We start from the raw sequence: 23,796 nt of genomic DNA on the forward strand, positions 1-23,796 counted from the left end.
GACGAGCGGCCCCCGGATATCGCTCCGCTCATCCGGGCTACGGTGCTATGGCGACGATAGACCTCGACCTCACCCTCCCGCCGTCAAATCCTTCGCCAGCGCCATGTAGGCCGGCAACGTCACAGGGTCGTTGGCAGCGTTGCCGGCCATCGGGTGCGAGGCGTAGCGCGCGATCACCATCTCGGCCTTCGGATCGATATAGATGCCCTGGCCGTGCACACCGCGCGCCATGTAGGCGCCGTGCGCGTTGTGCGTCACCCACCACTGATTGCGGTAGGAGGCGCCGGGCAAGGTGGTGTAGCCGGCCGGCTTGAATTTTTCGGGATCGCCGCCGCGCGCGATGTCCTCGACGACCGTTGACGGCACGATCTGGCGGCCGTTAAAGCGGCCGTGATTGCGGATCGTCTCGCCGAAGCGAGCGAGATCGCGCAGCGTCGTCGACAATCCGCCGCCGCCGCTTTCGGTGCCGATGCGGTCGACGTGATAATGCGCATCTTCCTCCGCGCCCATCGGCGCCCAGATCCGCTCCGAGAGCAGGTCTGACAGGCTCATGCCGCTGGCGCGCCGGCAGATGAAGGCCAGCACGTCCGTGTTGACGGTCTTGTAGGCGAAGGCCTTGCCGTGCTCGCCCTGCTTCGTCTGCGCGCAGAGGAAATCGAAGATGTTGGTCGCGCCTTCATAGCTAGGTGGGATCGGCGCCATGCCGTTGGCGCGCCGCAGCCCCCACACGTCGGAGTTCTTGTCGGTATAGACCTCGGTGTATTTGAGGCCCGTGGTCATATCCATCACCTCGTGCACGCGCGCATCGCCGAACGCGCTTGCCTTCAGCTCCGGCACATAGTCGGTGACCGGCGCCTGCGGATCGATCTTGCCTTCGGCGACCAGCATGCCTGCGAGCACGCCGGTGAACGACTTCGTCACCGACATCGCGATATGCGGCTTGTGCGGCTTCAACGCGCCGAAATAGCGCTCGTAGATTAGTTTGCCCCGGTGCAGCACGGCGATGCCGTCGGCATAGCTCTCCTCGAGCATACGCGCGAACGTCTGCGGGCGGCCGTCCATCGTCACCGACGCGGAGGCGCCGATGTCATGCTCTTCGCGCGGCAGCACCGACGCCGGCCCTGCCCCGCGCCAGACATTCACGGTCGGCACCAGCTGGCGGACATTGCTCCAGGCCCAGCGCAATTCGGGGAAGCTGCGGAACGAACCGTCCTGGAATGTGATCGTCTTGTCCTGCGGCGGCGGAAAGCCCTGCATCCAGCCGAGCGTCTCGGGATCGCTCTCGGCGGCGGTGGAAGTTTGTTGCGTGGCGGCGGCTGCGACGGGCATCAAGGCTGGCTCCAGGGCTGTGATGCGAAATTCGTATCATGCGATGGCATGAGACACATCCCGCGTTTGAGCCGGGGTGACCGGCGCCGCGAGCGCGGGCCGCGGCGCGAATGGTTGCGCGACCGCGCCACCAGCTTGATCCGACACATGACTGTCGCGTCCGGGCCAAATCATTCCACCAAGCGGATTACGCCGCGGCCGCCCGCTCGATCGCGGCGATGTCGATCTTCTTCATCGTCATCATCGCCTCCATCGCGCGCCGTCCGGCGGCGCGGTCGGATCCGTTGACGAGCTCGAGCAGCCGCCGCGGCGTGATCTGCCAGGTAAATCCCCAGCGATCCCGGCACCAGCCGCATGGCAATTCCTTGCCGCCGTTCGAAGTGACCGCATTCCAGTAACGATCGGTCTCCTCCTGGCTGTCGGTGAGCACCATGAAGCTGACCGCCTCGTTTGGCGTGTAGTTGGAGCCGCCGTTCAGCCCGACGAAGCGGCGGCCGAGCACGGTGAACTCCACCGTCAGTTCGTCACCCTGCCCGATGACAGGTATTGGCGATACATGCCCCGCATCGACATGGCTGTCGGGAAAAGTCGCAGCATAGAATTCCGCCGCTGCGCGCGCCCGGCCCTGATCGAACCAAAGGCATGTGACGAGATCGGTCATTTGCAGTCTCCTGGTTTGTGCGAAGGACGCTTGGCGAAGACGCAGCCGACAGCACGGCAACAGGCTACGCCAAGCGGAATATTTTCTTATGCTGATATTGACAGGTTTTGGTGAGTTGCCCGTCGGGGTGATTTGTCGCAGGCGGGGAAACGAGATTTGATTTGCGTCGAGGCAACTCAGGCACGCGAACACCGTCGAAAGATTCCAGGATCGGCTGTCGTGACACGCGCCGCCCGCTCGTCCTCGGGACACCAGACAAGGACATGGAGAAAACGATGACCCCCACCATCACCGCCTTCGAACGGTCACCCGATGGCGGCAAGGGACTGGCGCGCGATACGCGCGTTCGCTGGGCGCTGGAAGAAGTGGGCCAGCCTTACGCAGTTCGCCTTGTTTCGTTCCAGGCGATGAAGGAGCCGGCGCATCTGGCGCTGCATCCCTTCGGCCAGATACCGACCTATCAGGAAGGTGATCTCGTGCTGTTCGAGACCGGATCGATCGTGCTCCATATCGCCGAGCGTCACGCAGGCCTGCTGCCTGATGATGCCAATGCCCGCGCCCGCGCAATCAGCTGGATGTTTGCCGCGGTCAACACGATCGAACCGCCGATCCTCGAGCTTGTGACCGCCAGAATCCTGGAGAGCGACAAGCCATGGACCAGGGAGCGCCTGCCCCTGGTCATAGATCGCATCCGCGACCGGCTGAAGCAGCTCTCCGCCCGCCTCGGCGCGGCCGACTGGCTCGATGGCGCGTTCAGCGCGGGCGACCTGATGATGGTGTCGGTGCTGCTCAGGCTGAAAGCATCGGGCATCCTCGACGAATATCCGAACCTTTCCGCCTATGTCGCCCGCGGCGAAGCCCGGCCGGCTTACAAGCGGGCTTTCGCCGCACAGCTCGCGGTGAACACAAGCGAGCTACCGACCGCTTGATTGGCGGGCGTCTCGCGTGGATACCGTTGCAGTCGACGCATGATGTCGTTCGGCCGCATATCCCGCATGGGCGGAGCGACATGCGGGATACCAACGATGTGCCGATCGGAAGCGCCAGAATGTCGTTCCATCCGGGCAATGCTTGCCGGTCGAGCAGTTGTTCGCAGACTACGATTTCAATCAAGATGCCTCGATCGGCTCGGACATCGTTATCCGGTTCTTGACACTAGGACGCTCCTGCATCCTTGCATACCATGCCGAAAGAGCCTCGCACTCCACCGGCACCGGCACGTTTACGAGTCCCGCGAAGATCAAGCCGCCTATCAGGGTGATATCGGCCATTGTGAACGCCTCGCCGGCGGCGAACGGCTGTCTTCGCAGAATGCCGTCAAAATAGTGCATCCCCCTGAGGGCCTTGTCGCGCTGACGGAATCCCCATTCGGGATTCTGATAGATCTCCACATGAGGCCCAAGACCCGGCGTGGCGTGGTGGAAATAGACACTGATGGCGTCGAGCAGTTCCAGTTCGGCGCGCTTGCTCATCATGTGGATCACGCCCTTTTCGCGCGGCGTCCTGCCGGTCAGCGTCGGCGCGCCATCAAGCGCGTCAAGGTACTCGGTAATGGCCGTGCACTCGCCAATGAAGGTCCCGTCATCGAGTTCGAGCACCGGCAGGGTGCCCGAGTAGTTTTTGGCGAGGAATGCGGGCTTCTTGTGCTCGCCCTTGTAGAGATCGACCAAGACGAACTGCACGTGCGACCGCAGGTTCTTCTCGGCCAGGGCGATGCGAACGCGGGCCGGATATGGGCCGGTTGGCCAATCGTAGATCTTCATCATGACTCCTTTGTCTACCTGTCACTTGGTAGGCTTCATATGAAGCCTTCAAATCCGGCTGGTCAACGTCTATCTATCACTTGGTAGATAACGAAGCAGTGAGGCGATGAAGTGAGTTCAAGCTCTCGGGAAGCCATCCTGGCGGCAGCAAAGCGGACCGCGCAGGCGCGCGGCTATAGCGGCTTGAATTTCCGCGATCTCGCGGACGAGGTCGGGATCAAGGCCGCCAGCATCTATCACCATTTCCCGAGCAAGGCCGATCTCGGCGTAGCCGTCGCGCGGCGATATTGGGAGGACACCGCCGCCCAACTCGAGGCGATGCTGGCAGAGGCGACGGATCCTGTCCGCTGCCTGCGTCGATATCCCGATGTGTTTCGCAAAGCGCTCGAGAGCAACAATCGCATGTGCCTGTGCAGCTTCATGTCCGCGGAAGTCGACGATCTTCCGGACGCGGTGAGGAAGGAGGTCCAGACCTTTGCCGACGTCAACGTGGCCTGGCTGAGCAAGCTGTTGGTGGCCGCGGGCCTGGTCAATTCGAGGAAGAGCGAACAGCGGGCCCGCGCCATCTTCGCCGCAATTGCCGGTGCGCAGCTCGTCGCCAGAAGCCGCTCCGATATTTCGCTCTACGACTCGATGATCGACAACTATCGCGCCGCTGGTCTTCTACCGGCATAGATGGTCCGAACATCAGACCGCAGTGAGGCGGCGACGCCCTACTCCCACTCGAAGACCACCGTCAGCACGGGGATTGACCGCGATGGCGCCTGGAACGATTGCAGCTCGGCTTCCGACCAGACTACGGCAAGCGCCATCGGCGACCTGCTGCGCGTCAGTCGCGCGATATGGACAGCCCCGCGAGAAGCGGCGCGTACGCGGCGAGCCTGCGGGATACGAACTCAGTGAAGAGCCGCACGCGCTTCGTCTTGCGTGTCTCGCCCTGTGTGAGAAGCCAGAGCGTTCCGTACATGTGCAGGTCGGTGCCCGGCACCCTCACCAGCAGGGGGTCGGCATCGCCGACGAAGCACGGCAGTGTCGTGATCCCGAGCCCTTGCCGTACAGCAACGATCTGCGCCTCGGCGTCCGTGGTCCTGAATGGAACCCCCGTCGTGCGAACCTCGCCCTCGCTGGCCCAATCCGGAATGCCATGAATGCTGATGACGATCCACCGGATGGGATCAGGCGCGCCGGCGCGCCACGCGGCTAGTCGATCGCGGGACATGTAGACGCCGCCGAACAGCTCCGGTCCCTTCAGGCCGTGAAGATTGAGCGGCAGGGTTTTGCGGTCGTAGACGACGCGGATCGCGACGTCGGCCTCTCGGTTGGTCAGATTTGCCAGCTCGCCGAACGACAGGATTTCCATCTCGATGTCCGGATGCAGACGCGCGAAATCGGCGAAGTCCGGAATCAGCAGGTGTGTCGCAAGCGGTGGTGCCAGCGTCACCCGCAGAAGCCCGCGCACGCTCTGGTCGCGCCCGAAGACGCGCGTCTCCAGCAGGTGCGACGACGCTTCCATCTGCTCCGCGAACTCGAGGACCTCCTCGCCCGCAGCCGTGAGACGGTAGCCCGAAGGCAGCTTTTCGAACATGTGCACCCCGAGCCGTTCCTCGAGCTGGGCGATGCGTCGCAGCACGGTCGTGTGGTTCACACCGAGGCGCTCGGCGGCAGCCCGCACCGAGCCTCCGCCCGCGACGGCCAGAAAGTAGCGAACGTCATCCCAGTCGATCATGGTGCAATCCGGCACCGCCGGGGTGTGCCTTCCAAAGCCCTTGTCCAATACATCAAACGGCATCCCGTATGTGGGTAGCACGGGCAGTTATCATAGCCCATGCCGACAGACGCAGCCCAATTCCGAACGGCGGACACCGATCGTCGCGGCTGGCGTACTCATCCAGCCGGATCGATTTCGCACCACCGATGTGCGCGCTTCCGCACTCAACGTCTGACGCCGGCGGACCCATCTCGAGGTTCTCGGGGAGCCTCCCCGAACGACCAAAGACGGAATTTGAAGGAGAAGTCATGGGAAAGCTTGAGGGTAAGGTTGCAGTCATCACGGGTGGATCGAGCGGCATGGCGCTGGCAAGCGCCAGGCGGTTCGTTGAAGAAGGCGCCTATGTTTTCATCACGGGCCGGAGGCAGGAGGCGCTCGACGCGGCCGTCAAGCTGATTGGCCGGAACGTGACCGGCGTGCGCGGCGACGCAGCCAATCTCGACGACCTCGACCGTCTGTTCGACACGGTCAAGCGGGAAAAGGGCAGGATCGACGTCCTGTACGCGAGCGCCGGCATCGGCGAAGCCGTCCCACTGGGCGAGATTACCGAGCAGCATTTCGATGCGACCTTCAACCTGAATGCGCGCGGCACGCTGTTTACGGTCCAGAAGGCGTTGCCGCTGTTCAACGATGGCGGATCGATCTTCATGACCGGGTCGGTTGCTTCGATCAAAGGCTTTCCCGGTTACAGCGTGTATGCGGCGAGCAAGGCGACGTTGCACGCATTCGCACGCGGTTGGCTCAACGAACTGAAAGGCAGGAATATCCGGGTGAACGTGCTGCACCCGGGGCCGATCGCCACGCCGATGCAGGACCAGGTTCTCACCGAGGAAGCGAAGCGGATGTTCGAATCCCTGATCCCGCGGGGAACGATGGGGCGTCCCGAGGAAATTGCGGCGGCAGCGCTGTTTCTTGCTTCAGACGATTCGAGCTTCGTGAATGGGGTCGAGCTGTCTGTCGACGGCGGCTTCTCCGCCATCTGAAGGCCGGGGAATCAACATCAACACGGATCGGAGAAACATCATGAGCTACGCGATTGTAGGATTCGGCAAGATAGGCCAGGCCCTCGCCCACGCCTTCGCCCGTAAGAACATCGACGTTTCGGTCGCGAGCCGCCGGGCGCCCGAGGCGTTGGCGCCGCAGGCTCGGGCGATTGGACCCACGGTTGTCGCCAAGTCGCTGCGGGATGCACTCGAGGCCGACACCATCATCCTGGCGGTCCCGTTCGGAGAACATCGCGAGGTTGCGAAGGCCCTGCCGAGCTGGACAGGCAAGACGATCATCGACGCGATGAACGCGTTTCCGGTCCCTGAAGAGCTGGACGGTCTCCCGTCCTCCGCCTTCGTCGCGAAGGCTTTCGCCGGCGCCAAGCTCGTGAAAGGTTTCAATCATCTGGGCGCGGCCAAGCTGGCTGCCGATCCGGTCGTCGAGGGCGGCCACCGGGTGATCTTTCTGTCTGGTGACGACGAGGACGCGATCGCTCCGGTGGCGGCCTTGGCCAAGCAACTCGGGTTCGCACCCGTGAAACTCGGAAAGCTCAACGAGGGTGGCGCGCTGATCCACGCACGCGACCGCACTTGGGGCCCGCTCATCTTCCAGGATTTGTTCAAGAAAGAGCAGTGATCGATCGACGACAGTGTGATCTGACCCGAGGTACGATCCTGAGACATCGGCCATCTACTGCTATCGATGGCCCAGGATTCGCCCGAGCCGCACTATTCACAGTTCAAACAGCATGAACGTCCGCGATCTCGCGACATGATCTGTCCGAGTTTCGCGCTTCGTCTCGCCCTCGCTTCTAACAGAGGGCGCAGGGAAGACCGGGTGCCGATCGCACCCATGGGCCCCGAGCAATGGGTAGAAAGCTCGGGGGTAGGACCACAGGTGTAACCGGGAACAACCCGGCCTTCCCTGCGCGATGGTTGTGCGGCTTACTTCGTGCTCTCCCCGGCGAGACTGGGCTTGCTTGTCACCGTCTCCGCAAAAACGCTTGCGCGCTTTGCGGAGAGACACCGGCCGCTAGGGCGTCAGGACCACACGACTTCGCCGTCCGCCTTGCGCGTTCTCGTCAGTACCACGCGCAGCGTCCACCGCATCCCACACCGCGTTCGTGACGACCGCGAAGCGCCCCTCGTGTCGGGTGGGACGAGTTGATCTATACACCGAGTTACACTTCTTTAAAACCGAAATATCTTTAGCGCGAGGTCTTGACGGGTTTTGCTGAGTTGCCCGTCGGGTTGTTTTGTCGCAGGTGGCGGGCCAATTTCGGCCCGTCAAGCGAAGGCTCGTCAACCAAATCCTTTGGATGCGATATACAGTCTTCGGAGAGATGGACTGGGTCGCGCTGTCGCTATCGCCGCCGCGGCACCGCGGTTCGTCCCAATCTTGGCGCTGCCTTTCTCATGTTGGGAATACTCACCCACAAATGCGAGATTCCGATCGGCCCTGGTTGCCCTCCTATCTCGCCCACATAGCTAAAATCTCTGCTGTGTCTGGATGTCCAAATTGTGAGCGAAACAGCCTTCTTCCGATCCGGCAAGCCTTGGGTCCGAAAAGGATCGACCCGCTTCACAGCACTTGCTCGGAGATGTGGCGTAAGCGCCTTACTGACGGACGATCCGTCTCGGACGTAACCAAGCATTACTCCTTGCGTGCTGCCCCAAGCATAGTCACCTTCCACGAATCGCTGAACTCCGTGAACGCAATAGAGGTCCACACCCTTTCCGCCTGCACGGTCGATAATCTTACACTCAACAACGAGCGGAAAACTCCGGTTCCGCCCCGTTAGGTAAATGCCGAGGTCAGGACGCAGCTCAAGACGCTTGCCGTCAAAACTAACGCTCTCGCCGCCACGAACGACGCACACCACCATCTGCGACAAAAGCTTCTCTTCCGCGCACAGCTTGTTCAAGCGCGCTTGAACCAAACTGTTAAGTTCTTTTTCCTCCTTCGTCGCTAAAGCATCTCCGTACTCGACGATAAGTTGATCGAGGGCCCGCTTCATCGCATCAAGGATTACGTGGAGATGCACAATCGCAATCGGCGTCATAGGCAACGTCAGCCCGCGAGTGAGCTCGTTAACCTGATCTACACGTCGAGGTTTCATGCGGCTCCGCTACCAGCAAAGAACTCCACGTGCTCCCAAATGAGATTGCGCGCAGTAAGTCGCGCCTGGCTAGAACTCCAATAACGGGCTTGATTCAAACGCCCGATCCACAAACGGGACGAGCCCTTATGCTTTGCAGCGCTGTAGCCGTGGTAACTTTGGTTGTAGACCACATCCGTAGTGGCGACGGACACACGAATGCGCCCGTGAGAAACCGGAGGCGATTCTTTGACGATGAGCAGGGGCCCTTGAAATATTTCGAGGGGCCGCCGCCGATGTATGCGAGCCTCACGGAACTGAGGTAACCGCTCGACGTCTACCTCAGACGCCCTACAACCTCATGGGATAGAGGCAGAAAGTCACCGTTGAACGTCTGATCGAGCCAACTCGACGTTATGGCAATCGCGTCGGGGTCATCGAATAAGACGCTTGGGTCGGTGTATCCCGATGGAAGCGTACCGGGCCCCAGCAGCGAACGATCCGCAAGAAAGCGAATAAATAGAGCTCGCCCGACAAGAGAAATCGCATCTCCATCACTCACCCCCTCTTCGACGAGTGCGTCAATTGAAACGGTGAGTAACCGTAGAACGACATCGCTAATCCAGTTCCTATGCGCGGCTTCTGGACGAGCGTTGCCCAGAAATGGAATCGTAACCACGGCATCGTCGCCGGCCGGTAACGCAACCCTCGCCGTGTCTAAGCCGCTGTTATCAAGCGCAACGTGAAAAACCGTCAGCGTTCCAGGACTCACGATGCCGAGATAAGGGGCATCGCCGCGCATGGCTGCAGCACGACGCAGGCGTTTGATGTGATCGCCGTGATCACGAAGCCTGTCTCCATCAACGAGCAACATAAGCGGGCGATCTTGCCACTCGTATACACCGTAGACTGCTTCAAAGTCGGCAAGCCCAGACGACCTTGCTGCTGTCAGTGTCGCGTATGGCAGAAGCTCCGGCCTGTCAGATTGAAACCGCAGTATTGCCGAAGCGTCGCCGCCATAGAGCTCAATGGTTCGAGGGACGTCCGCCATCGCCTAAAAGGAAGATTGCCACGAAACAAGCCCGGGAGATCGCATTGATCTCGGTGCTATGCCCAAGAGCAGCGCTCTCAGGTGTGAAAACAGAGCATTCATCACAGCCGCCCCCGATATCCATTCGCGCGGAGTTGCCGCCGTGATTCTCCGATCGCGAGCGTAATGTACACTATTTGTTCCAACTCGTCGACCCGGTTCCACGACACGCAATCCTTGCGCTCCCCCTCACTCCCACTCAATCGTCCCCGGCGGCTTGCTCGTCACGTCGTACACGACACGGTTCACGCCCTTCACCTCATTGATGATGCGCGTCGCCGTTTCCCCTAAGAACTTCATGTCGAACTGGTAGAAGTCGGCGGTCATGCCGTCTGTCGAGGTGACGGCGCGCAAGCCCACGACGTATTCGTAGGTGCGGCCGTCGCCCATCACGCCGACGGTCTTCACCGGCAGCAGGACCGCAAAAGCCTGCCAGATCGCATCATAGAGGCCGTGCTTGCGGATCTGGTCGATATAAACCGCATCCGCATTGCGCAGGATGTCGAGCTTTTCCTTCGTGATGTCGCCGGGGCAGCGGATGGCGAGGCCGGGGCCCGGGAACGGGTGGCGGCCGACGAAGACTTCGGGCAGGCCGAGCTCGCGGCCGAGCACGCGCACCTCGTCCTTGAACAGCTCGCGCAGCGGCTCGACCAGCTTCATGTTCATGCGTGCCGGAAGGCCGCCGACATTGTGGTGCGACTTGATGGTGACCGACGGCCCGCCAGTGAAGGAGACGCTCTCGATCACGTCAGGATAGAGCGTGCCCTGCGCCAGGAATGCGGCGCCGCCAATCTTCTTCGCTTCGGCCTCGAACACGTCGATGAACAGACGCCCGATGGTCTTGCGCTTCACTTCGGGATCGGTGACGCCCTCGAGCTCGCCGAGAAACTGCTTCGACGCGTCAACATGGACCAGCGGGATGTTGTAGTGGTTGCGGAACAGGTCGACGACGGTCTTGGCCTCGTCGAGCCGCAGCAGGCCGTGATCGACGAACACGCAGGTGAGCTGGTCGCCGATCGCCTCGTGGATCAGCACCGCCGCCACGGCGGAATCGACGCCGCCGGAGAGGCCGCAGATCACCTTGCCCGAGCCTACCTGGGCGCGGATCTTCTCGATCGCCTCCTCGCGGAAGGCGCGCATGGTCCAGTCGCCGGTCAGGCCTGCCACCTTGCGGACGAAGTTGCGCAAGAGTTTTGCGCCATCGGGCGTATGCACCACCTCGGGATGGAACATCAGGCCGTAGTATTTCCGCTTCTCGTCCTGGATGATCGCGAACGGCGCGTTCGGCGAGGTGCCGGCCACCGAGAAACCGGGCGGCATCCTGGTGATGCGGTCGCCATGGCTCATCCACACCTGGTGCTTCTCGCCGTGGCCCCAGACGCCGTCGAACAGCTGGCTGTCGGTCTTGACCTCGACATCGGCGCGGCCGAATTCGCGGTGATGCCCGCCTTCGACCTCGCCGCCGAGCTGAGCGGCCAAGGTCATCTGGCCGTAGCAGATGCCGAGCACGGGAACGCCTGATTCGAAGATCAGCTGCGGCGCGCGCGGCGAACCGGTCTCGTGCACGGACTCAGGCCCGCCGGAGAGGATCACCGCCTTCGGCTTCATCTCCTTGAAGGCGGCCTCGGCCTTCTGGAACGGCACGATCTCGGAATAGACGCCCATCTCGCGGACGCGGCGGGCGATCAGTTGCGTCACCTGGCTGCCGAAATCGACAATCAGAATCTTGTCATGCGCCGAGGCCACCGTGGGCGCCGACGCGTCATGGGCTGTGTGCTGGGCTGTCATGGCAAGCAGATACGCGACACCGCCCGCCCCCGCAACCGCGCAGCGCGGGGCGCCCACATTCTTCTTTGGGCATGGACAAATTGATATAGGTCAGTATTATTGACCTAATTTGGCCATAACCAATGGGAGGAAACCGATGCCAGATTTTCACGAACCGTCCCGCCTCGCAGCGCTCGGCCACGACTGGATCGCCGCCTGGAACGCGCGCGATCTCGAGCGCGTGCTGGCGATGTATTCGGAGGAGACCGAGATGACCTCGGACCGGATCCCGGCGTTCGGCTTCGGTCCCTCCGGCACCGTGCGCGGCAAGGCGCAGCTCCGCGCCTATTGGAGCGCCGCGCTCGCCAAGCTGCCCGAGCTGCACTTCAACCTGATCGACCTCTATGTCTCGCCCGACAGCGTCGTCGTGTTCTACCAGAATGAGCGCGGCAAGAAGATCTGCGAGTATCTGAGGCTCGATGTCGAAGGCAAGATCCGGCAAGGCTCGGCGAACCATTTGGTGGGTTGACGGCGTCCCCTCCCCCGTCATTGCGAGCGAAGCGAAGCAATCCATAGCTCCACACGCGCGGAAGCATGGATTGCTTCGTCGCTTCAGCGCAAAATTGCTTTGCAATTTTGTCGCGAGCTCCTCGCAATGACGACGGGGAGTTCGTAAATGAAAGCACACCAGGACTCGCAGCATGGAAATCCCGACCCTGCCCTTCACCGTCACCGACTGGAGCAACGTCGAACCTTCAGTGCATCCCGGCGAGACCGGGCAAGCGTTGTGGCGCACGCTCGATATCGGCGAGCTGCGGGTGCGGATGGTCGAATATTCGCCGGGCTATCTCGCCGATCACTGGTGCGATCGCGGCCACGTGCTCTTTGTGGTCGAGGGCGAGCTCGACACCGAGCTGCGCGACGGCCGCAAATTCACGCTCAAGCCCGGCATGAGTTACCAGGTCTCCGATTTCGGCGACGCCGCGCACCGCTCATCGACGGCAACGGGCGCGACTCTGTTCATCGTGGATTGAGCTCCCCTTCATCTATCCCGTCACCCTGAGGAGGTCGCGAAGCGACCGTCTCGAAGGGCGACAGCCCGGCTCCATCCCCATCCTTCGAGGCTCGCCAAGCGCTGCTGACGCACCGCTTGGCGCGCACCTCAGGATGACGCCGGTGGGTGGGGCGCGCACTCACCGCCGCTTCGCCGCAACCTTCCGCACCTTCGTATCCGCCCAGCTCAGCGGCTTGCCGCTCTTCGACGGCAGCACGAGTTGCCCGACCGCCTGCCCGGCCTGGTCCAGCAGTACCGAATGCGGCTCGCCGCGCGCATAGAGATGCGCCTCGCCCCATTGCCTCAAGGAGACCACGATCGGGAACAGGTCGTGGCCGCGCTTCGTCAGCACATATTCCTGGTAGGCGCTGCCGTCGGAGGCGGCGACCTGCTCGAGCACGCCGGTTTCGACCAGCTTGCGCAGCCGCGCCGTCAACATGCCCTTGGCGATGCCGAGATTCTTCTGGAAGTCGCCGAACCGGCACAGGCCGTCGAACGCGTCGCGCACGATCAATAGCGACCACCAGTCGCCGATCGCATCCAGCGCGCGGGCCACCGGGCAGTCCGCCTTTGCGAATCCGGTCCGCTGCATCGCGCTCCACCTCCCTCGATCACGGTTCCCAACTGGTCTTAAAATAGGACTAGACAGACTGCGATGCAATTGGTCTTATTATAAGACCAGATTGCAGCGGAGCCAAGATGACGAACCAGACCATGACGGGGGCCGGACCGGCCACGGGCGATCACAAGACGGACGGCAAACCCCGCGACACGAAGGCAGGCGCACTTTCGCCCGCGATCGTGCTGCTGTTTGCGGTCGCCTGCGGGCTGAGCGTTGCCAACATCTATTCCGCCCAGCCGCTGCTCGACACCATGGCGCAGGATCTCGGCATTACCCCGGCGGCGATCGGCATCGTGGTGACGCTGACCCAGGTCGGCCTCGCCTTCGGCCTGATGCTGATCGTGCCGCTTGGCGACCTCTGGGACCGCCGCAAGCTGATCGTCGGCCAGATCATGCTGTCCGCGGTCGCGCTCGTCGTGGTCGGCACCGCGCCGAACGCGGTCGTGCTGTTTGGCGGAATGGCGCTGGTCGGGCTGCTCGCCGTCGTGATCCAGGTGATCGTGGCCTATGCCGCGACATCGGCCTCGCCGGCCGAGCGCGGCCAGACCATCGGCACCATTCAAAGCGGCGTCGTGTCGGGCATCCTGCTCGCCCGCTTCGCGTCGGGCACGCTGGCCGACCTCGGCGGATGGCGCATGGTCTACCTGACCTCGGCCGTGCTGATGCTCGCGATGGCCGCGCTGCTCGCATACGTGCTGCCAAGGCAGCCGCCGCGGGCGTTGACCGAATCATCCTATGCAAAGCTGCTGCGCTCGACTGCCGCGCTGTTCGCCGAGGAGCCGGTTTTGCGCGAGCGCGCCGTGTTCGCGTTGCTCATTTTCGCGAGCTTCAGCGCGTTCTGGAGCTCGGTCGTGCTGCCGCTCGCCGCGCCGCCGCTGTCGCTGTCGCACACCGCGATCGGAATGCTCGGCGTTGCCGGCCTTGCCGGGGCGCTGGCGGCGCGCAATTCCGGCCGCCTCGCCGATCGCGGCTGGGGCCAGCGCACCACCGGATTGTCGCTGCTGCTGATGCTCGCCGGCTGGGCGCCGATCGCCTGCCTGCACGCTTCGCTGTGGCTGGTGCTCGCAGGCGTCGTCATGATCGACTTCGCGGTGCAGGCCGTCCATGTCACCAACCAGAGCCTGATCGTCGCGGCGCGGCCGGAGGCGTCGAGCCGCCTGATCGGCGTCTACATGGTGTTCTATTCGATCGGCAGCGGGCTCGGCGCGATCTCTTCGACGATGGCCTATGCCGCCGCAGGCTGGCTCGGCGTTTGCGCGTTGGGCGCCGCGATCAGCGCAATCGCGCTGCTGTACTGGGTCATGGTGGTGAGCAAGACACCGGTGCCGGTGGGCGTATGTTCCGAAGCGTAGGGTACTCAACTCGTCATTGCGAGCGAAGCAAAGCAATCCATCGTGCCGCACGTGCGGAGCCATGGATTGCTTCGTCGCTACAGCGCAAAATTGCTTCGCAATTTTGTCGCGCTCCTCGCAATGACGGCGGAGAAAGCCTCACGCCTTCTTCAGCACCGAGACGAAGAACCCGTCCGTGCCAGTGCGGCGCGGCGTCATCAGCAGGCCCTCCGCCGATTGCAGCGCGGCCTCGGTAAAAGCCTCGGCCTTGTCCCACAGCACCGATGCGGTCTGCTCCGGCAGCTGCACCGAAAACTCCGGATGCCGCGCGATGAACGCCTTGACCTGCTCGCCGTTCTCCTCGGCCAGTACCGAGCAGGTGATGTAGGCGATCCGCCCGCCGGACTTGACCAGTGGCGCGGCGCGCGCCATCACCTCGGCCTGGTCCTTCAGCCGCACCTCGAGCGCGCCGGGGCGCATCCGCCATTTGGCGTCGGGATTGCGGCGCCAGGTGCCGGTGCCGGTGCACGGCGCATCGATCAGCACGAGATCGGCGGAGGCCTTGATGTCGGACAGCACCTCCTCCTCGCCTCGCGGCGTGCGCACGTCGCAATTGTGCACGCCGGCGCGCGACAGCCGCTCATGGATCGGCACGAGCTGGCGCTTGTCGCTGTCGGTCGCGATCAGCCGACCCTTGCCGTCCATCATGGCGGCCAGCGCCAGCGTCTTGCCGCCGGCGCCGGCGCAGAGATCGATCACCTGCTCGCCGGGCTTGGCCGCCGAGAACAGCGCGGCGAGCTGCGAGCCCTCGTCCTGGACCTCGATGGCGCCCTTGATGAAATCCTCCTCGGCATGGATGCCGGGATTGCGCGCGTCGGCGCCGAGCTCGATGCGCAGGCCGAGCGGCGACCACGGTGTCTCCCTGGCGCCGAGATGCGACAGGCGCGGAAGAATCTTCTCGCGCTTGCCCTTCAGTGTGTTGACGCGCAGATCTAGCGGTGCGCGGCTCGCCATTGCCGTTGCCTCGGCGGCGCGGTCGTCGCCGAACACTTTTGCGAGATACGGGTCGAGCCAGTCCGGATAGTCACCCGCGACATGCGCCGGCGCATCCTTGAGCGAGCGCGAGGCCAAGGCAGCCTCCTCGGCCGCGGTCAGCGGATCCGGCGCGAAGCGGCCGCCGTCGCACAGCGCCGAGATCGTCGGGATGTCCATGCCGCGCTCGAGCTTGAGCATGCCGAGCACCCGCGACCGGGCGCTGGCGTCGTCCATCAGCCAGGCCGCGGAGGATTGCCGGCGCAGCACGTCCCAGATCAGGCCGGAGATCGCGGCGCGATCGCCGGAGCCGGCATAGCGGTGCGCGGTGCCCCATTCCTTCAGCGCTTTCGCGGCGGGAATGCGCTGTGCGTCAATGGTGGCGATCAGCTCGATCGCGGCGGAAAGCCGGGCAGCGGGGGTCATCGATCTCTTTCGGTTTGGCGCATCAGATCAGCAGCAGGAGCTTGAGCGCGAAATAAAGCCACATCGCCGCCAGCACCAGCACGCCGGCGAACCAGGCGAGCGAGCGCGGCCGCACGTCGTTGGAGGTGACGAATATCCCGGCATGGGCAAACCGCGTCACCACGAACACCCAGGACATCAGCACGATGAACAGATCGGCACGACGCAGCGGCAGCGCAATGGCGATCAGGACATAGAACAGCACCGGCAGCTCGAACTGATTCGCAAAGCAATTGCCGAGTTGGGTGGCACGCTCCGGCCAGTTCGGCTGGCGCAGCGCGATATCGGCCAACTTGGTCTCACCGCTCGCCAGCGTCCTGGTGCGCAGTGTCGCCATCCCGAACAGGAGCGCGAAGGTGAGACCGATCTGGATGAAGACCGGCAGCAGAACCATTTGAACCGACATCAAGAATCTCCCTCAGCCGCGGCCGCCCGGCCGCCCTCTTAGCCGCCACGGCCGCTCCTGACAATGAAGCGTGCCAATAACGCGCTTGGGTAACCCGTTGAACCATCATCCGAGCCCGGGTGACCAACTCCCGAGAATAATGGCGGTTTCAGTTCCTCACGGCTGACGCGATGGGCATCATCACCCCGATCCTGGACGGCGCGGCCCTGGCGGCTGCAAGCCTCGGCGATCTCGTCACCTCCCTGCTGAAGGCGATCGACCCCGGCATCGGCTGGTTCGACGATGCGGCGGATGGCGGGCTCGGCATGGTGCTGTCGGGGCTCGCCGGCATCGCCACAGCGCTCCTGGTCGTAATCCTGCTCTCGGTTTATTTCCGCGGCGGCTATCGCTCGACGCGCGACATCCTCAGGCACAGCCTCGCCACGGCGCTGGTGCTGAGCCTGCTCGGCTATGCGGCCTACGACATGGGGCACGATGCGCTTGCCTATCTCGGGCTCAACGCATCGCCGGCCGTGACGGGAACAAACCCGCCGAACGCCGGGCTGCTCGGAGGTCGCGTCGGTCCGCCTGCCCTGCCCAACCGCGCGGACAAGCAGCTTGCGATCTAGCGGCTCGCGCCGCCAGATCAAACAAGACATCAAACAACGCATCAAACAGAGCAGCGAAGAACACACTGAAATCGTCATCGTTCCGACTTCGCGCCGACCTATGCTCCAGGCGAAAGGATCGATGCATGCCCCAGTTTCGCCTGACACAGATCTCCGACACTCACCTCGCGCGTCGCTTCAAGCCGCTCGTCGACAACTTTCATCGCGTCAGCGAGCACATCGACACGACGCGTCCCGATCTCGTGCTCAACTCCGGCGACGTCGCGTTCGATGGGCCGACCAGCCGCGACGATCTGGTGTTCGCCAAGGAGCTGCACAGCGCGCTGCCGGTGGATTGCCTCTATTTGCCGGGCAATCACGACATCGGCGACAATCCGACCGCGGTGGGCCCGGTGCCGGCGCAACTGCCGACCGAAGAGACGCGCCGCGCCTTTACCTCGGTGATCGGCGAGGATCGCTGGCATTTCGACGCTGCCGGCTGGTGCTTCATCGGCCTCAATTCGCTGATCATGAACACCGGCCTCGACAGTGAGGCCGCGCAATTCGACTGGCTCGCCTCGGCGCTCGACAAGGCCGTCGGCAGACCGGTCGCGCTGTTCCTGCACAAGCCGCTCTATCTCGACGTGCCCTACGATGCCGAGCGCGTCGAGACCGCGATCCGCTTCGTGCCGCAGCCGGCGCGCCGCCGCCTGATCGAGATGTTCGGCAAGGTCGATTGGCGCCTGGTCGGCAGCGGCCATGTGCACCAGCGCCGCGACTATACGTTCGAGCATGTCAGGCAGGTCTGGGCGCCCTCGGCCGGCTTCATCATCTCAGACGCGAGACAGGAAGTGATCGGCATCAAGCAAACCGGTCTCGTCGAGTACCGCTTCCAGCCGGACAGCTTTGAAGTCCGCCACGTCAGGGCCAAGGGCCAAGTCGATGTCGACCTGGACATGCTGCTCGGCAAGCAGCCGGCGTGAGCCGAGCTAGCTTCGTGCCGCGTCGTGCAGATCCTGCTTGATGACGGCGAGCAGCGCCTGCAGCGAGTCCTTGTTCGGCTGTGGCGCGGGCCGCATGCGTGGCATGATGCGGACCGGCTCGGCGGCCGGCTCGTCCTCGACAAATTTTCCATGCAAGACGTCGTCGCGGCGGCCCATGACGAACATCGTCGCCCAATAGCCGAGGGCGAGGAGAATGACCCCGAAAACAATAGCTTCAAAAACCATGGCTACACCTGAAATATAGCCACATTGAATCAACTGCTCCGGGTTCCCCGTCAAGCAAATGGGGGCCGAAAGGCCCCCAAAAGCCCCCCATTGTGGCGTTTTTGTTACGTTGTTGCGCGGAATGGCACATTCCGCGCATTGTCCGGCCCGATCCGGATCGGCCCCTGCTTCATCTCTCCCTTGGGAGAGGTCGGCGCGAAGCGCCGGGTGAAGGTTGACGGTCCGTCGTTGAGCTGCGGCCCTTCACCCCGATTTGCTGCGCAAATCGACCTCTCCCCGTCGGGGAAAGGTAAATCGAATCCGGGCACGCTTCAGTCCTTGTCCGGCCCGACCCGGACCAGCTGCTTGCCGAAATTGGCACCCTTGAGCAGGCCCATGAAGGCCTCCGGCGCGCTGTCCAGACCCTCGGTCACGAACTCCTTGTACTTGACCTTGCCCTCGCGCACCCACTGCGACATGTCGCGCAGGAAGTCGCCATGCATGGCGGCGAAGTCGCTGACGATGAAGCCGCGGAAGGTCAGCCGCTTGGTCAGGATGTTGCGCATCATCGCGCCGGCCCATTTCGGAGCGTGCGCCTCGGTGTCGTTGTAATGTGCGATCAGGCCGCAGACCGGAATGCGCGCGAACGCATTGAGCAGCGGAAACACCGCGTCGAACACCGCGCCGCCGACATTCTCGAAATAGACGTCGATGCCCTTCGGGCAGGCTTCCTTGAGCTTCGCCGCAAGGTTGGGATCGCGATGATCGAGGCACTCGTCGAAGCCGAGCTCGTTCTTGACGTAGGCGCACTTGTCCTTGCCGCCGGCGATGCCGATCGCCCGCGCGCCCTTGATCTTGGCGATCTGGCCGACCGCCGAACCGACAGCGCCGGACGCGGCAGCAACCACCACCGTCTCGCCCGCCTGCGGCTTGCCGATCTCGAGCAGTCCCGTATAGGCGGTCATGCCGGGCATGCCGAGCACGCCGACCGCGGTCGAGATCGGCGCGATCTTCGGATCGATCTTGGCGAGGCCCTTGCCGTCCGACAGCGCATGTGTCTGCCAGCCCGCGCGCGACAGCACGATGTCGCCCTTGGCGAAGGCGGGATTGTTGGACGCGATCACCTCACTCACCGTGCCGCCTTCCATCACGCCGCCGACCGGCACCGGTGCGGCATAGGACGGACCGTCGGCCATGCGGCCGCGCATATAGGGATCGAGCGACAGCCAGATGGTGCGCAGCAGCACCTCGCCCGCGCCCGGCGTCGGCGGCGTGTAGTCTTCGAGCCTGAAATTGGCCGGCGTGGGCTCGCCATGCGGGCGCGAGGCCAGAACGATGCGCTTTCCTTGGGCGTTTCCTTGGGACATGCTGATTTCCTCTTGAGGTGATTGGTTCGTGGCGCACACGTAGTCATGCAATCCAGCTCCCCGCAAGGGAGATGGATTTGCTCTTTCGCGCGCGCTTGTTTGAAATTCTGTTTGAAATGACGTGCGTCATGCCGTGAACGGCGTGGTTCTGGCACTGCCATCGTCATTCCGGGGCGTGTGAAGCACGAGCCCGGAATCCATTCATCCAACTGCGATGCGGCCGATGGATTCCGGTTCTCGCTTCGCGAGCCCCGGAATGACGTCGGTGCAACTACACCCCGCCCGGATAGTTCGGGGCTTCCCGCGTGATGGTGACGTCGTGGACGTGGCTTTCGCGCAGGCCGGCGCCGGTGATGCGGACGAACTCGGCCTTGTCGTGGAAATCCCTGATGTCCTTCGCACCGACATAACCCATCGCCGCGCGCAGACCGCCGGCGAGCTGGTGCATCACGTTGCCGACCGGGCCCTTGTACGGCACCTGGCCCTCGATGCCCTCGGGCACGAGCTTCAGCGTGTCCTTGATGTCCTGCTGGAAGTAGCGGTCGGCCGAGCCGCGCGCCATCGCGCCGACCGAGCCCATGCCGCGATAGGCCTTGTAGGAGCGGCCCTGCCACAGGAACACTTCGCCGGGCGTCTCGTCGGTGCCGGCGAGCAGCGAGCCGACCATCGCGATGTCGGCGCCGGCGGCCAGCGCCTTGGCGAGGTCACCGGAATATTTGATGCCGCCGTCGGCGATCACGGGCACGTCGGCCTTCTTTGCCGCCGCCACCGCATCCATGATCGCGGTGAGCTGCGGCACGCCGACGCCGGCGACGATGCGCGTGGTGCAGATCGAGCCCGGGCCGATGCCGACCTTGATGCAGTCGGCGCCCGCATCGATCAGCGCTTGCGCGCCGCCCTCGGTCGCGACGTTGCCTGCCACGACCTGAACGGCGTTGGAGAGCCGCTTGATGCGGTTGACGGCATTGAGCACATGCCGCGAGTGACCATGCGCGGTGTCGACCACGACGACGTCGACGCCGGCATCGATCAGCCGCTCGGTGCGCTCATAACCGGTCTCGCCGACGGTGGTCGCTGCGGCGACACGCAGCCGGCCCTGCGCGTCCTTGCAGGCCAGCGGATGGGCGACCGCCTTTTCCATGTCCTTCACGGTGATCAGGCCGACGCAGCGATATTGGTCGTCGACGACGAGCAGCTTTTCGATGCGGTGCTGGTGCAGCATCCGCTTCGCCTCGTCCTGGCTGACACCCTCGCGCACCGTGACGAGGTTTTCGTGCGTCATCAGCTCCGAGACCCTTTGCCGCGGATCGGTTGCGAAGCGCACGTCGCGGTTGGTCAGAATGCCGACCAGCTTGCCCGGCACGTTCTTGCCCGCACCAGTCACGACCGGGATGCCGGAGATGCCGTGATCCTTCATTAGCGTCAGCGCGTCCGACAGCGTGGCTTCAGGACCGATGGTGAGCGGATTGACCACCATGCCGGATTCGAACTTCTTGACCTGCCGCACCTGGGCAGCCTGGCCTTCGGGGTCGAAATTGCGGTGGATGACGCCGAGGCCGCCGGCCTGCGCCATCGCGATCGCCATCCGCGCCTCGGTGACGGTGTCCATCGCGGACGCCATGATCGGGATGTTGAGCTGGATCGCGCGGGTGACCCGCGAGCGAATGTCGACTTCGGAGGGAAGAAAGTCCGACAGACCGGGCTTCAGAAGCACATCGTCGAACGTGTAGGCTTCGCGGATCGCCTGAAGTCCCGTGGCCATTGCCAACTCCTTATCTGCGGCCTCAGCCGCGAGGGTCTTACGGATGAGCGCTACCTGCGGCGACGCTCGCTGCGTCACCGTCGAATCGGCGCCCATCGGTGGGGTTGACGCTGGTCGATAGCATGGCGGCATGACGAATCAAAGTGTTTGCCAGCCATGCACAGGCTTTTTACGGGCCAGGTCAGCGGGCCCTGTAGCCTGCTTAGTGATATCCCTGCGGCGGCCCGTGCCGGCGGATCGCCTCGACCACCTCGCGGTGGCGCCGGTCCTCGCGCTTCATGTGGACCGCGATGACCGCATGGGCCGACGGCACCAGCAGCAAGACATGGAAAAACAGCCCGAAAATCGCGCAAAACGCGATCAGGACCAGATTGAAGATGGCCGAAAACGGCTGTCCGTTCAGGAGCAGCCCGATCGGCGGCAGCAGAGCGGCAAGGACGTAGATCACGGCACGGACCCCTAACGCTGGCGGATGCATAGCAGCGTCACGCAGGATTTAGGGCGTTTGCCCGGTTCCGCAATAGCGTGGTCCGGGGCAGGATGATATGGCCCGCTCGCCCGCCTTTTTCAGCAAAGCTGTCCTATTTTGATGAACAAACAACGCCTGATCCCGCTCATCGTGGCCACCGCCCTGTTCATGGAAAACATGGACTCCACGGTGATTGCGACCTCGCTGCCGGCGATCGCCGCCGATATCGGCACCAGCCCCCTGACGCTGAAGCTTGCGATCACGTCCTATCTACTGTCGCTCGCGGTGTTCATCCCGGCGAGCGGCTGGACCGCGGACCGCTTCGGCGCCCGCATCGTGTTTGCCGGCGCCGTCGCCGTGTTCATGCTGGGCTCGATCGGCTGCGCGCTGTCCTCCTCGGTCACCGATTTCGTGTTCGCCCGCATCCTCCAGGGCCTCGGCGGAGCGATGATGACCCCGGTCGGGCGACTGGTGCTGCTGCGCTCGGTCGACAAGAGCGCGCTGGTCAACGCGATGGCCTGGGTGACGGTGCCGGCGCTGATCGGCCCGGTGATCGGGCCGCCGCTCGGCGGCTTCATCACCACCTATTTCTCCTGGCACTGGATCTTCCTGATCAACATCCCGATCGGGCTGCTCGGCATTTTCCTGGCGCTGAAATATATCGACCCGATCAAGAGCGAGGATCCCGAACGTTTCGATCTGGTAGGACTGGTGCTGGCCGGCATCGGCCTCGCGGGCATCGCCTTCGGGCTGTCGGTCGCGGGCCTCAATCTGTTGCCGTGGCCGATCGTCGCCGCGCTGGTCGGGGTCGGCACGGTGTCGATGACGCTCTACATCATCCACGCGCGGCGCACCGGTTCGCCGGTGCTCGATTTCGGACTGCTGCGGCTGCCGACCATGCGGGCGTCGATCGTCGGCGGCTTCATGTTCCGGCTCGGCATCGGCGCGCTGCCGTTCCTGCTGCCGCTGTTGATGCAGGTCGGTTTCGGCCTGTCGCCGTTCCAGTCCGGTCTCGTCACCTTTGCCTCCGCGGTCGGCGCCATGGGCATGAAGACCCTGGCGGCGCGCATCATCCGCGCCTTCGGCTTCCGCAACATGATGACCGTGAATGCGGTGGTCAGCTCGGCCTTCCTCGCCGCCTGCGCCTTGTTCACGATCTCGACGCCGCTGATGCTGATCTTCACCATCCTGGTGGTCGGCGGTTTCTTCCGCTCGCTGCAATTCACAGCGATCAACACCGTGGCCTATGCCGAGGTCGAGGCGCCGCAGATGAGCCGCGCCACCACCCTCGTCAGCGTCAACCAGCAGCTCGCGGTGTCCGCGGGCGTCGCGGTCGGCGCGTTCTCGGTCGAAACCACGCTAGCGCTGCATCACCAGACCGAGCTCTCCGCCGACGTGTTTGGACCGGCGTTCATCGTGGTGTCGCTGATCTCGGCGGCCTCCGCCTGGTTCTTCTGGCAAATGCCGGTTGACGCCGGCAACGAAATCGCCGGCCGCAAGGCGATCGACATCTCGAGCCGCAAGGGCGCCGAGAAGCGCGCTGCCACTGACGCCGTCAAGGCAGCGACCGAGGACACCCAGAACGCGCGGGATCAGCGCCTCGGCTAGTCGATCGAACTCGCCGTTCCCGAGCACGGACACTGCTGGTGCGCCGTCCGGTCACGGCCAGGCCCTTAGAGGTGGCCCGTCGTTCCGGCTGGCTGTCTTCGATCCGGACGTTCAACAAGTTGATATGTGGGAACGTGGGTCGCTTCCAGCCACGATTCCAGCGCAGCTCCGCAGACCGTGCAGATCGCGTCACCCGTATGCGGCACCAAGAACTTCTCTTCAGTGCGTCTGTACTCGGCGCCGCAATTGCATTGAACAATTGTCGCCATCTGAGAAGTATGCGCCTGCGCTGCCCGATTTTCCAGTCCAGCAACAAACGGCCCCGGCGCGCGAAACCCGACGCTGCACCAAGGCCGCCAACCCACTGGGGGGTTTTCTCCCGGTGGGGTTAGGGGCAATTGGCCGGGAGCAATGAAGTCGAC

At 63.6% G+C, this 23,796-nt stretch carries 24 protein-coding genes; 10 read left to right on the plus strand and 14 right to left on the minus strand.

Annotated elements, in window-relative coordinates; genetic code table 11:
- Positions 1-69 precede the first annotated feature (69 nt).
- Both HAP47_RS25055 and HAP47_RS25060 read right to left on the minus strand, forming a co-directional pair.
- The gene (locus HAP47_RS25055) at positions 70-1,329 is read right to left on the minus strand and encodes a serine hydrolase domain-containing protein (RefSeq protein ID WP_173642317.1); all 1,260 of its coding nucleotides are present in this window, start codon (positions 1,327-1,329) and stop codon (positions 70-72) included.
- A 187-nt stretch (positions 1,330-1,516) separates the two neighbouring features.
- Complete coding sequence (locus tag HAP47_RS25060) at positions 1,517-1,990, minus strand: VOC family protein (RefSeq protein ID WP_173642316.1); 474 nt, start codon at positions 1,988-1,990, stop codon at positions 1,517-1,519.
- Between the two features lie 275 nt (positions 1,991-2,265).
- On the opposite strand from HAP47_RS25060, the gene HAP47_RS25065 reads away from it, so the two are divergent.
- Positions 2,266-2,919: a glutathione S-transferase family protein gene (locus HAP47_RS25065; protein ID WP_173642315.1), complete on the plus strand. Its 654-nt coding sequence runs from the start codon at positions 2,266-2,268 to the stop codon at positions 2,917-2,919.
- 180 nt (positions 2,920-3,099) lie between these two features.
- Here HAP47_RS25065 and HAP47_RS25070 read toward each other — a convergent pair whose 3' ends face one another.
- A complete protein-coding gene (locus HAP47_RS25070) occupies positions 3,100-3,753 on the minus strand; it encodes a glutathione S-transferase (RefSeq protein ID WP_173642314.1) in 654 nt (217 codons plus the stop codon).
- Positions 3,754-3,864: 111 nt separating this feature from the next.
- Between HAP47_RS25070 and HAP47_RS25075 the strand changes: the two genes are divergently transcribed.
- Positions 3,865-4,428: a TetR/AcrR family transcriptional regulator gene (locus HAP47_RS25075; protein WP_092113238.1), complete on the plus strand. Its 564-nt coding sequence runs from the start codon at positions 3,865-3,867 to the stop codon at positions 4,426-4,428.
- A gap of 154 nt (positions 4,429-4,582) precedes the next feature.
- On the opposite strand, the gene HAP47_RS25080 is transcribed toward HAP47_RS25075, so the two are convergent.
- A complete protein-coding gene (locus HAP47_RS25080; RefSeq protein ID WP_173642313.1) occupies positions 4,583-5,479 on the minus strand; it encodes a LysR family transcriptional regulator in 897 nt (298 codons plus the stop codon).
- A gap of 290 nt (positions 5,480-5,769) precedes the next feature.
- On the opposite strand from HAP47_RS25080, the gene HAP47_RS25085 reads away from it, so the two are divergent.
- Positions 5,770-6,504: an SDR family NAD(P)-dependent oxidoreductase gene (locus HAP47_RS25085; protein ID WP_173643131.1), complete on the plus strand. Its 735-nt coding sequence runs from the start codon at positions 5,770-5,772 to the stop codon at positions 6,502-6,504.
- 40 nt (positions 6,505-6,544) lie between these two features.
- Positions 6,545-7,144 (plus strand): NADPH-dependent F420 reductase, encoded by a 600-nt coding sequence (locus HAP47_RS25090; protein WP_173642312.1) that lies wholly within the window; start codon positions 6,545-6,547, stop codon positions 7,142-7,144.
- 727 nt (positions 7,145-7,871) lie between these two features.
- Here HAP47_RS25090 and HAP47_RS25095 read toward each other — a convergent pair.
- The 3 genes from HAP47_RS25095 to guaA all read right to left on the minus strand — a co-directional run bounded on the left by HAP47_RS25095 (position 7,872) and on the right by guaA (position 11,484).
- A complete protein-coding gene (locus HAP47_RS25095) occupies positions 7,872-8,627 on the minus strand; it encodes a hypothetical protein (RefSeq protein ID WP_173642311.1) in 756 nt (251 codons plus the stop codon).
- A 316-nt stretch (positions 8,628-8,943) separates the two neighbouring features.
- Positions 8,944-9,480, minus strand: coding sequence for a hypothetical protein (locus tag HAP47_RS25100; protein ID WP_173642310.1), 537 nt, complete (start codon positions 9,478-9,480; stop codon positions 8,944-8,946).
- A gap of 405 nt (positions 9,481-9,885) precedes the next feature.
- A complete protein-coding gene (gene guaA / locus HAP47_RS25105) occupies positions 9,886-11,484 on the minus strand; it encodes a glutamine-hydrolyzing GMP synthase (RefSeq protein ID WP_173642309.1) in 1,599 nt (532 codons plus the stop codon).
- Between the two features lie 136 nt (positions 11,485-11,620).
- Here guaA and HAP47_RS25110 point away from each other — a divergent pair, with 136 nt between their 5' ends.
- Both HAP47_RS25110 and HAP47_RS25115 read left to right on the plus strand, forming a co-directional pair.
- A complete protein-coding gene (locus tag HAP47_RS25110) occupies positions 11,621-11,992 on the plus strand; it encodes a nuclear transport factor 2 family protein (RefSeq protein ID WP_173642308.1) in 372 nt (123 codons plus the stop codon).
- A gap of 172 nt (positions 11,993-12,164) precedes the next feature.
- Entirely contained in the window at positions 12,165-12,497 is a 333-nt protein-coding gene (locus HAP47_RS25115; RefSeq protein ID WP_173642307.1) for a DHCW motif cupin fold protein, read from the plus strand.
- Between the two features lie 159 nt (positions 12,498-12,656).
- On the opposite strand, the gene HAP47_RS25120 is transcribed toward HAP47_RS25115, so the two are convergent.
- On the minus strand, positions 12,657-13,109 hold the full coding sequence (locus tag HAP47_RS25120; RefSeq protein WP_173642306.1) for a winged helix-turn-helix transcriptional regulator: 453 nt from the start codon (positions 13,107-13,109) through the stop codon (positions 12,657-12,659).
- A 107-nt stretch (positions 13,110-13,216) separates the two neighbouring features.
- Between HAP47_RS25120 and HAP47_RS25125 the strand changes: the two genes are divergently transcribed.
- A complete protein-coding gene (locus HAP47_RS25125; RefSeq protein ID WP_173642305.1) occupies positions 13,217-14,491 on the plus strand; it encodes an MFS transporter in 1,275 nt (424 codons plus the stop codon).
- 138 nt (positions 14,492-14,629) lie between these two features.
- Here the strand turns inward: HAP47_RS25125 and HAP47_RS25130 are convergent, their stop codons facing one another.
- Together HAP47_RS25130 and HAP47_RS25135 are read right to left on the minus strand one after the other, a co-directional pair.
- Positions 14,630-15,928 carry an RsmB/NOP family class I SAM-dependent RNA methyltransferase gene (locus HAP47_RS25130; protein ID WP_173642304.1) on the minus strand — a complete coding sequence of 433 codons (1,299 nt, stop codon included), beginning with the start codon at positions 15,926-15,928 and terminating at the stop codon, positions 14,630-14,632.
- A gap of 22 nt (positions 15,929-15,950) precedes the next feature.
- Complete coding sequence (locus HAP47_RS25135; RefSeq protein WP_173642303.1) at positions 15,951-16,373, minus strand: MAPEG family protein; 423 nt, start codon at positions 16,371-16,373, stop codon at positions 15,951-15,953.
- Between the two features lie 170 nt (positions 16,374-16,543).
- On the opposite strand from HAP47_RS25135, the gene HAP47_RS25140 reads away from it, so the two are divergent.
- The gene (locus tag HAP47_RS25140; RefSeq protein ID WP_173642302.1) at positions 16,544-16,981 is read left to right on the plus strand and encodes a hypothetical protein; all 438 of its coding nucleotides are present in this window, start codon (positions 16,544-16,546) and stop codon (positions 16,979-16,981) included.
- A gap of 125 nt (positions 16,982-17,106) precedes the next feature.
- Positions 17,107-17,943, plus strand: a complete 837-nt coding sequence (locus HAP47_RS25145) for a metallophosphoesterase family protein (RefSeq protein ID WP_173642301.1) — start codon at positions 17,107-17,109, stop codon at positions 17,941-17,943.
- A 6-nt stretch (positions 17,944-17,949) separates the two neighbouring features.
- On the opposite strand, the gene HAP47_RS25150 is transcribed toward HAP47_RS25145, so the two are convergent.
- From HAP47_RS25150 to HAP47_RS25165, 4 genes are all read right to left on the minus strand, one after another.
- On the minus strand, positions 17,950-18,189 hold the full coding sequence (locus HAP47_RS25150) for a hypothetical protein (protein ID WP_173643130.1): 240 nt from the start codon (positions 18,187-18,189) through the stop codon (positions 17,950-17,952).
- 311 nt (positions 18,190-18,500) lie between these two features.
- Positions 18,501-19,535 carry an NADP-dependent oxidoreductase gene (locus HAP47_RS25155; RefSeq protein WP_173642300.1) on the minus strand — a complete coding sequence of 345 codons (1,035 nt, stop codon included), beginning with the start codon at positions 19,533-19,535 and terminating at the stop codon, positions 18,501-18,503.
- 271 nt (positions 19,536-19,806) lie between these two features.
- Positions 19,807-21,297: an IMP dehydrogenase gene (guaB, locus tag HAP47_RS25160; protein ID WP_173642299.1), complete on the minus strand. Its 1,491-nt coding sequence runs from the start codon at positions 21,295-21,297 to the stop codon at positions 19,807-19,809.
- A 202-nt stretch (positions 21,298-21,499) separates the two neighbouring features.
- A complete protein-coding gene (locus HAP47_RS25165) occupies positions 21,500-21,745 on the minus strand; it encodes a hypothetical protein (RefSeq protein ID WP_173642298.1) in 246 nt (81 codons plus the stop codon).
- Positions 21,746-21,886: 141 nt separating this feature from the next.
- On the opposite strand from HAP47_RS25165, the gene HAP47_RS25170 reads away from it, so the two are divergent.
- Positions 21,887-23,374: a DHA2 family efflux MFS transporter permease subunit gene (locus HAP47_RS25170; protein WP_173642297.1), complete on the plus strand. Its 1,488-nt coding sequence runs from the start codon at positions 21,887-21,889 to the stop codon at positions 23,372-23,374.
- The last annotated feature ends 422 nt before the right edge of the window (positions 23,375-23,796 follow it).

Origin of the sequence: Bradyrhizobium sp. 41S5 (assembly GCF_011516665.3) — a bacterium.
GTDB lineage: Bacteria > Pseudomonadota > Alphaproteobacteria > Rhizobiales > Xanthobacteraceae > Bradyrhizobium > Bradyrhizobium quebecense.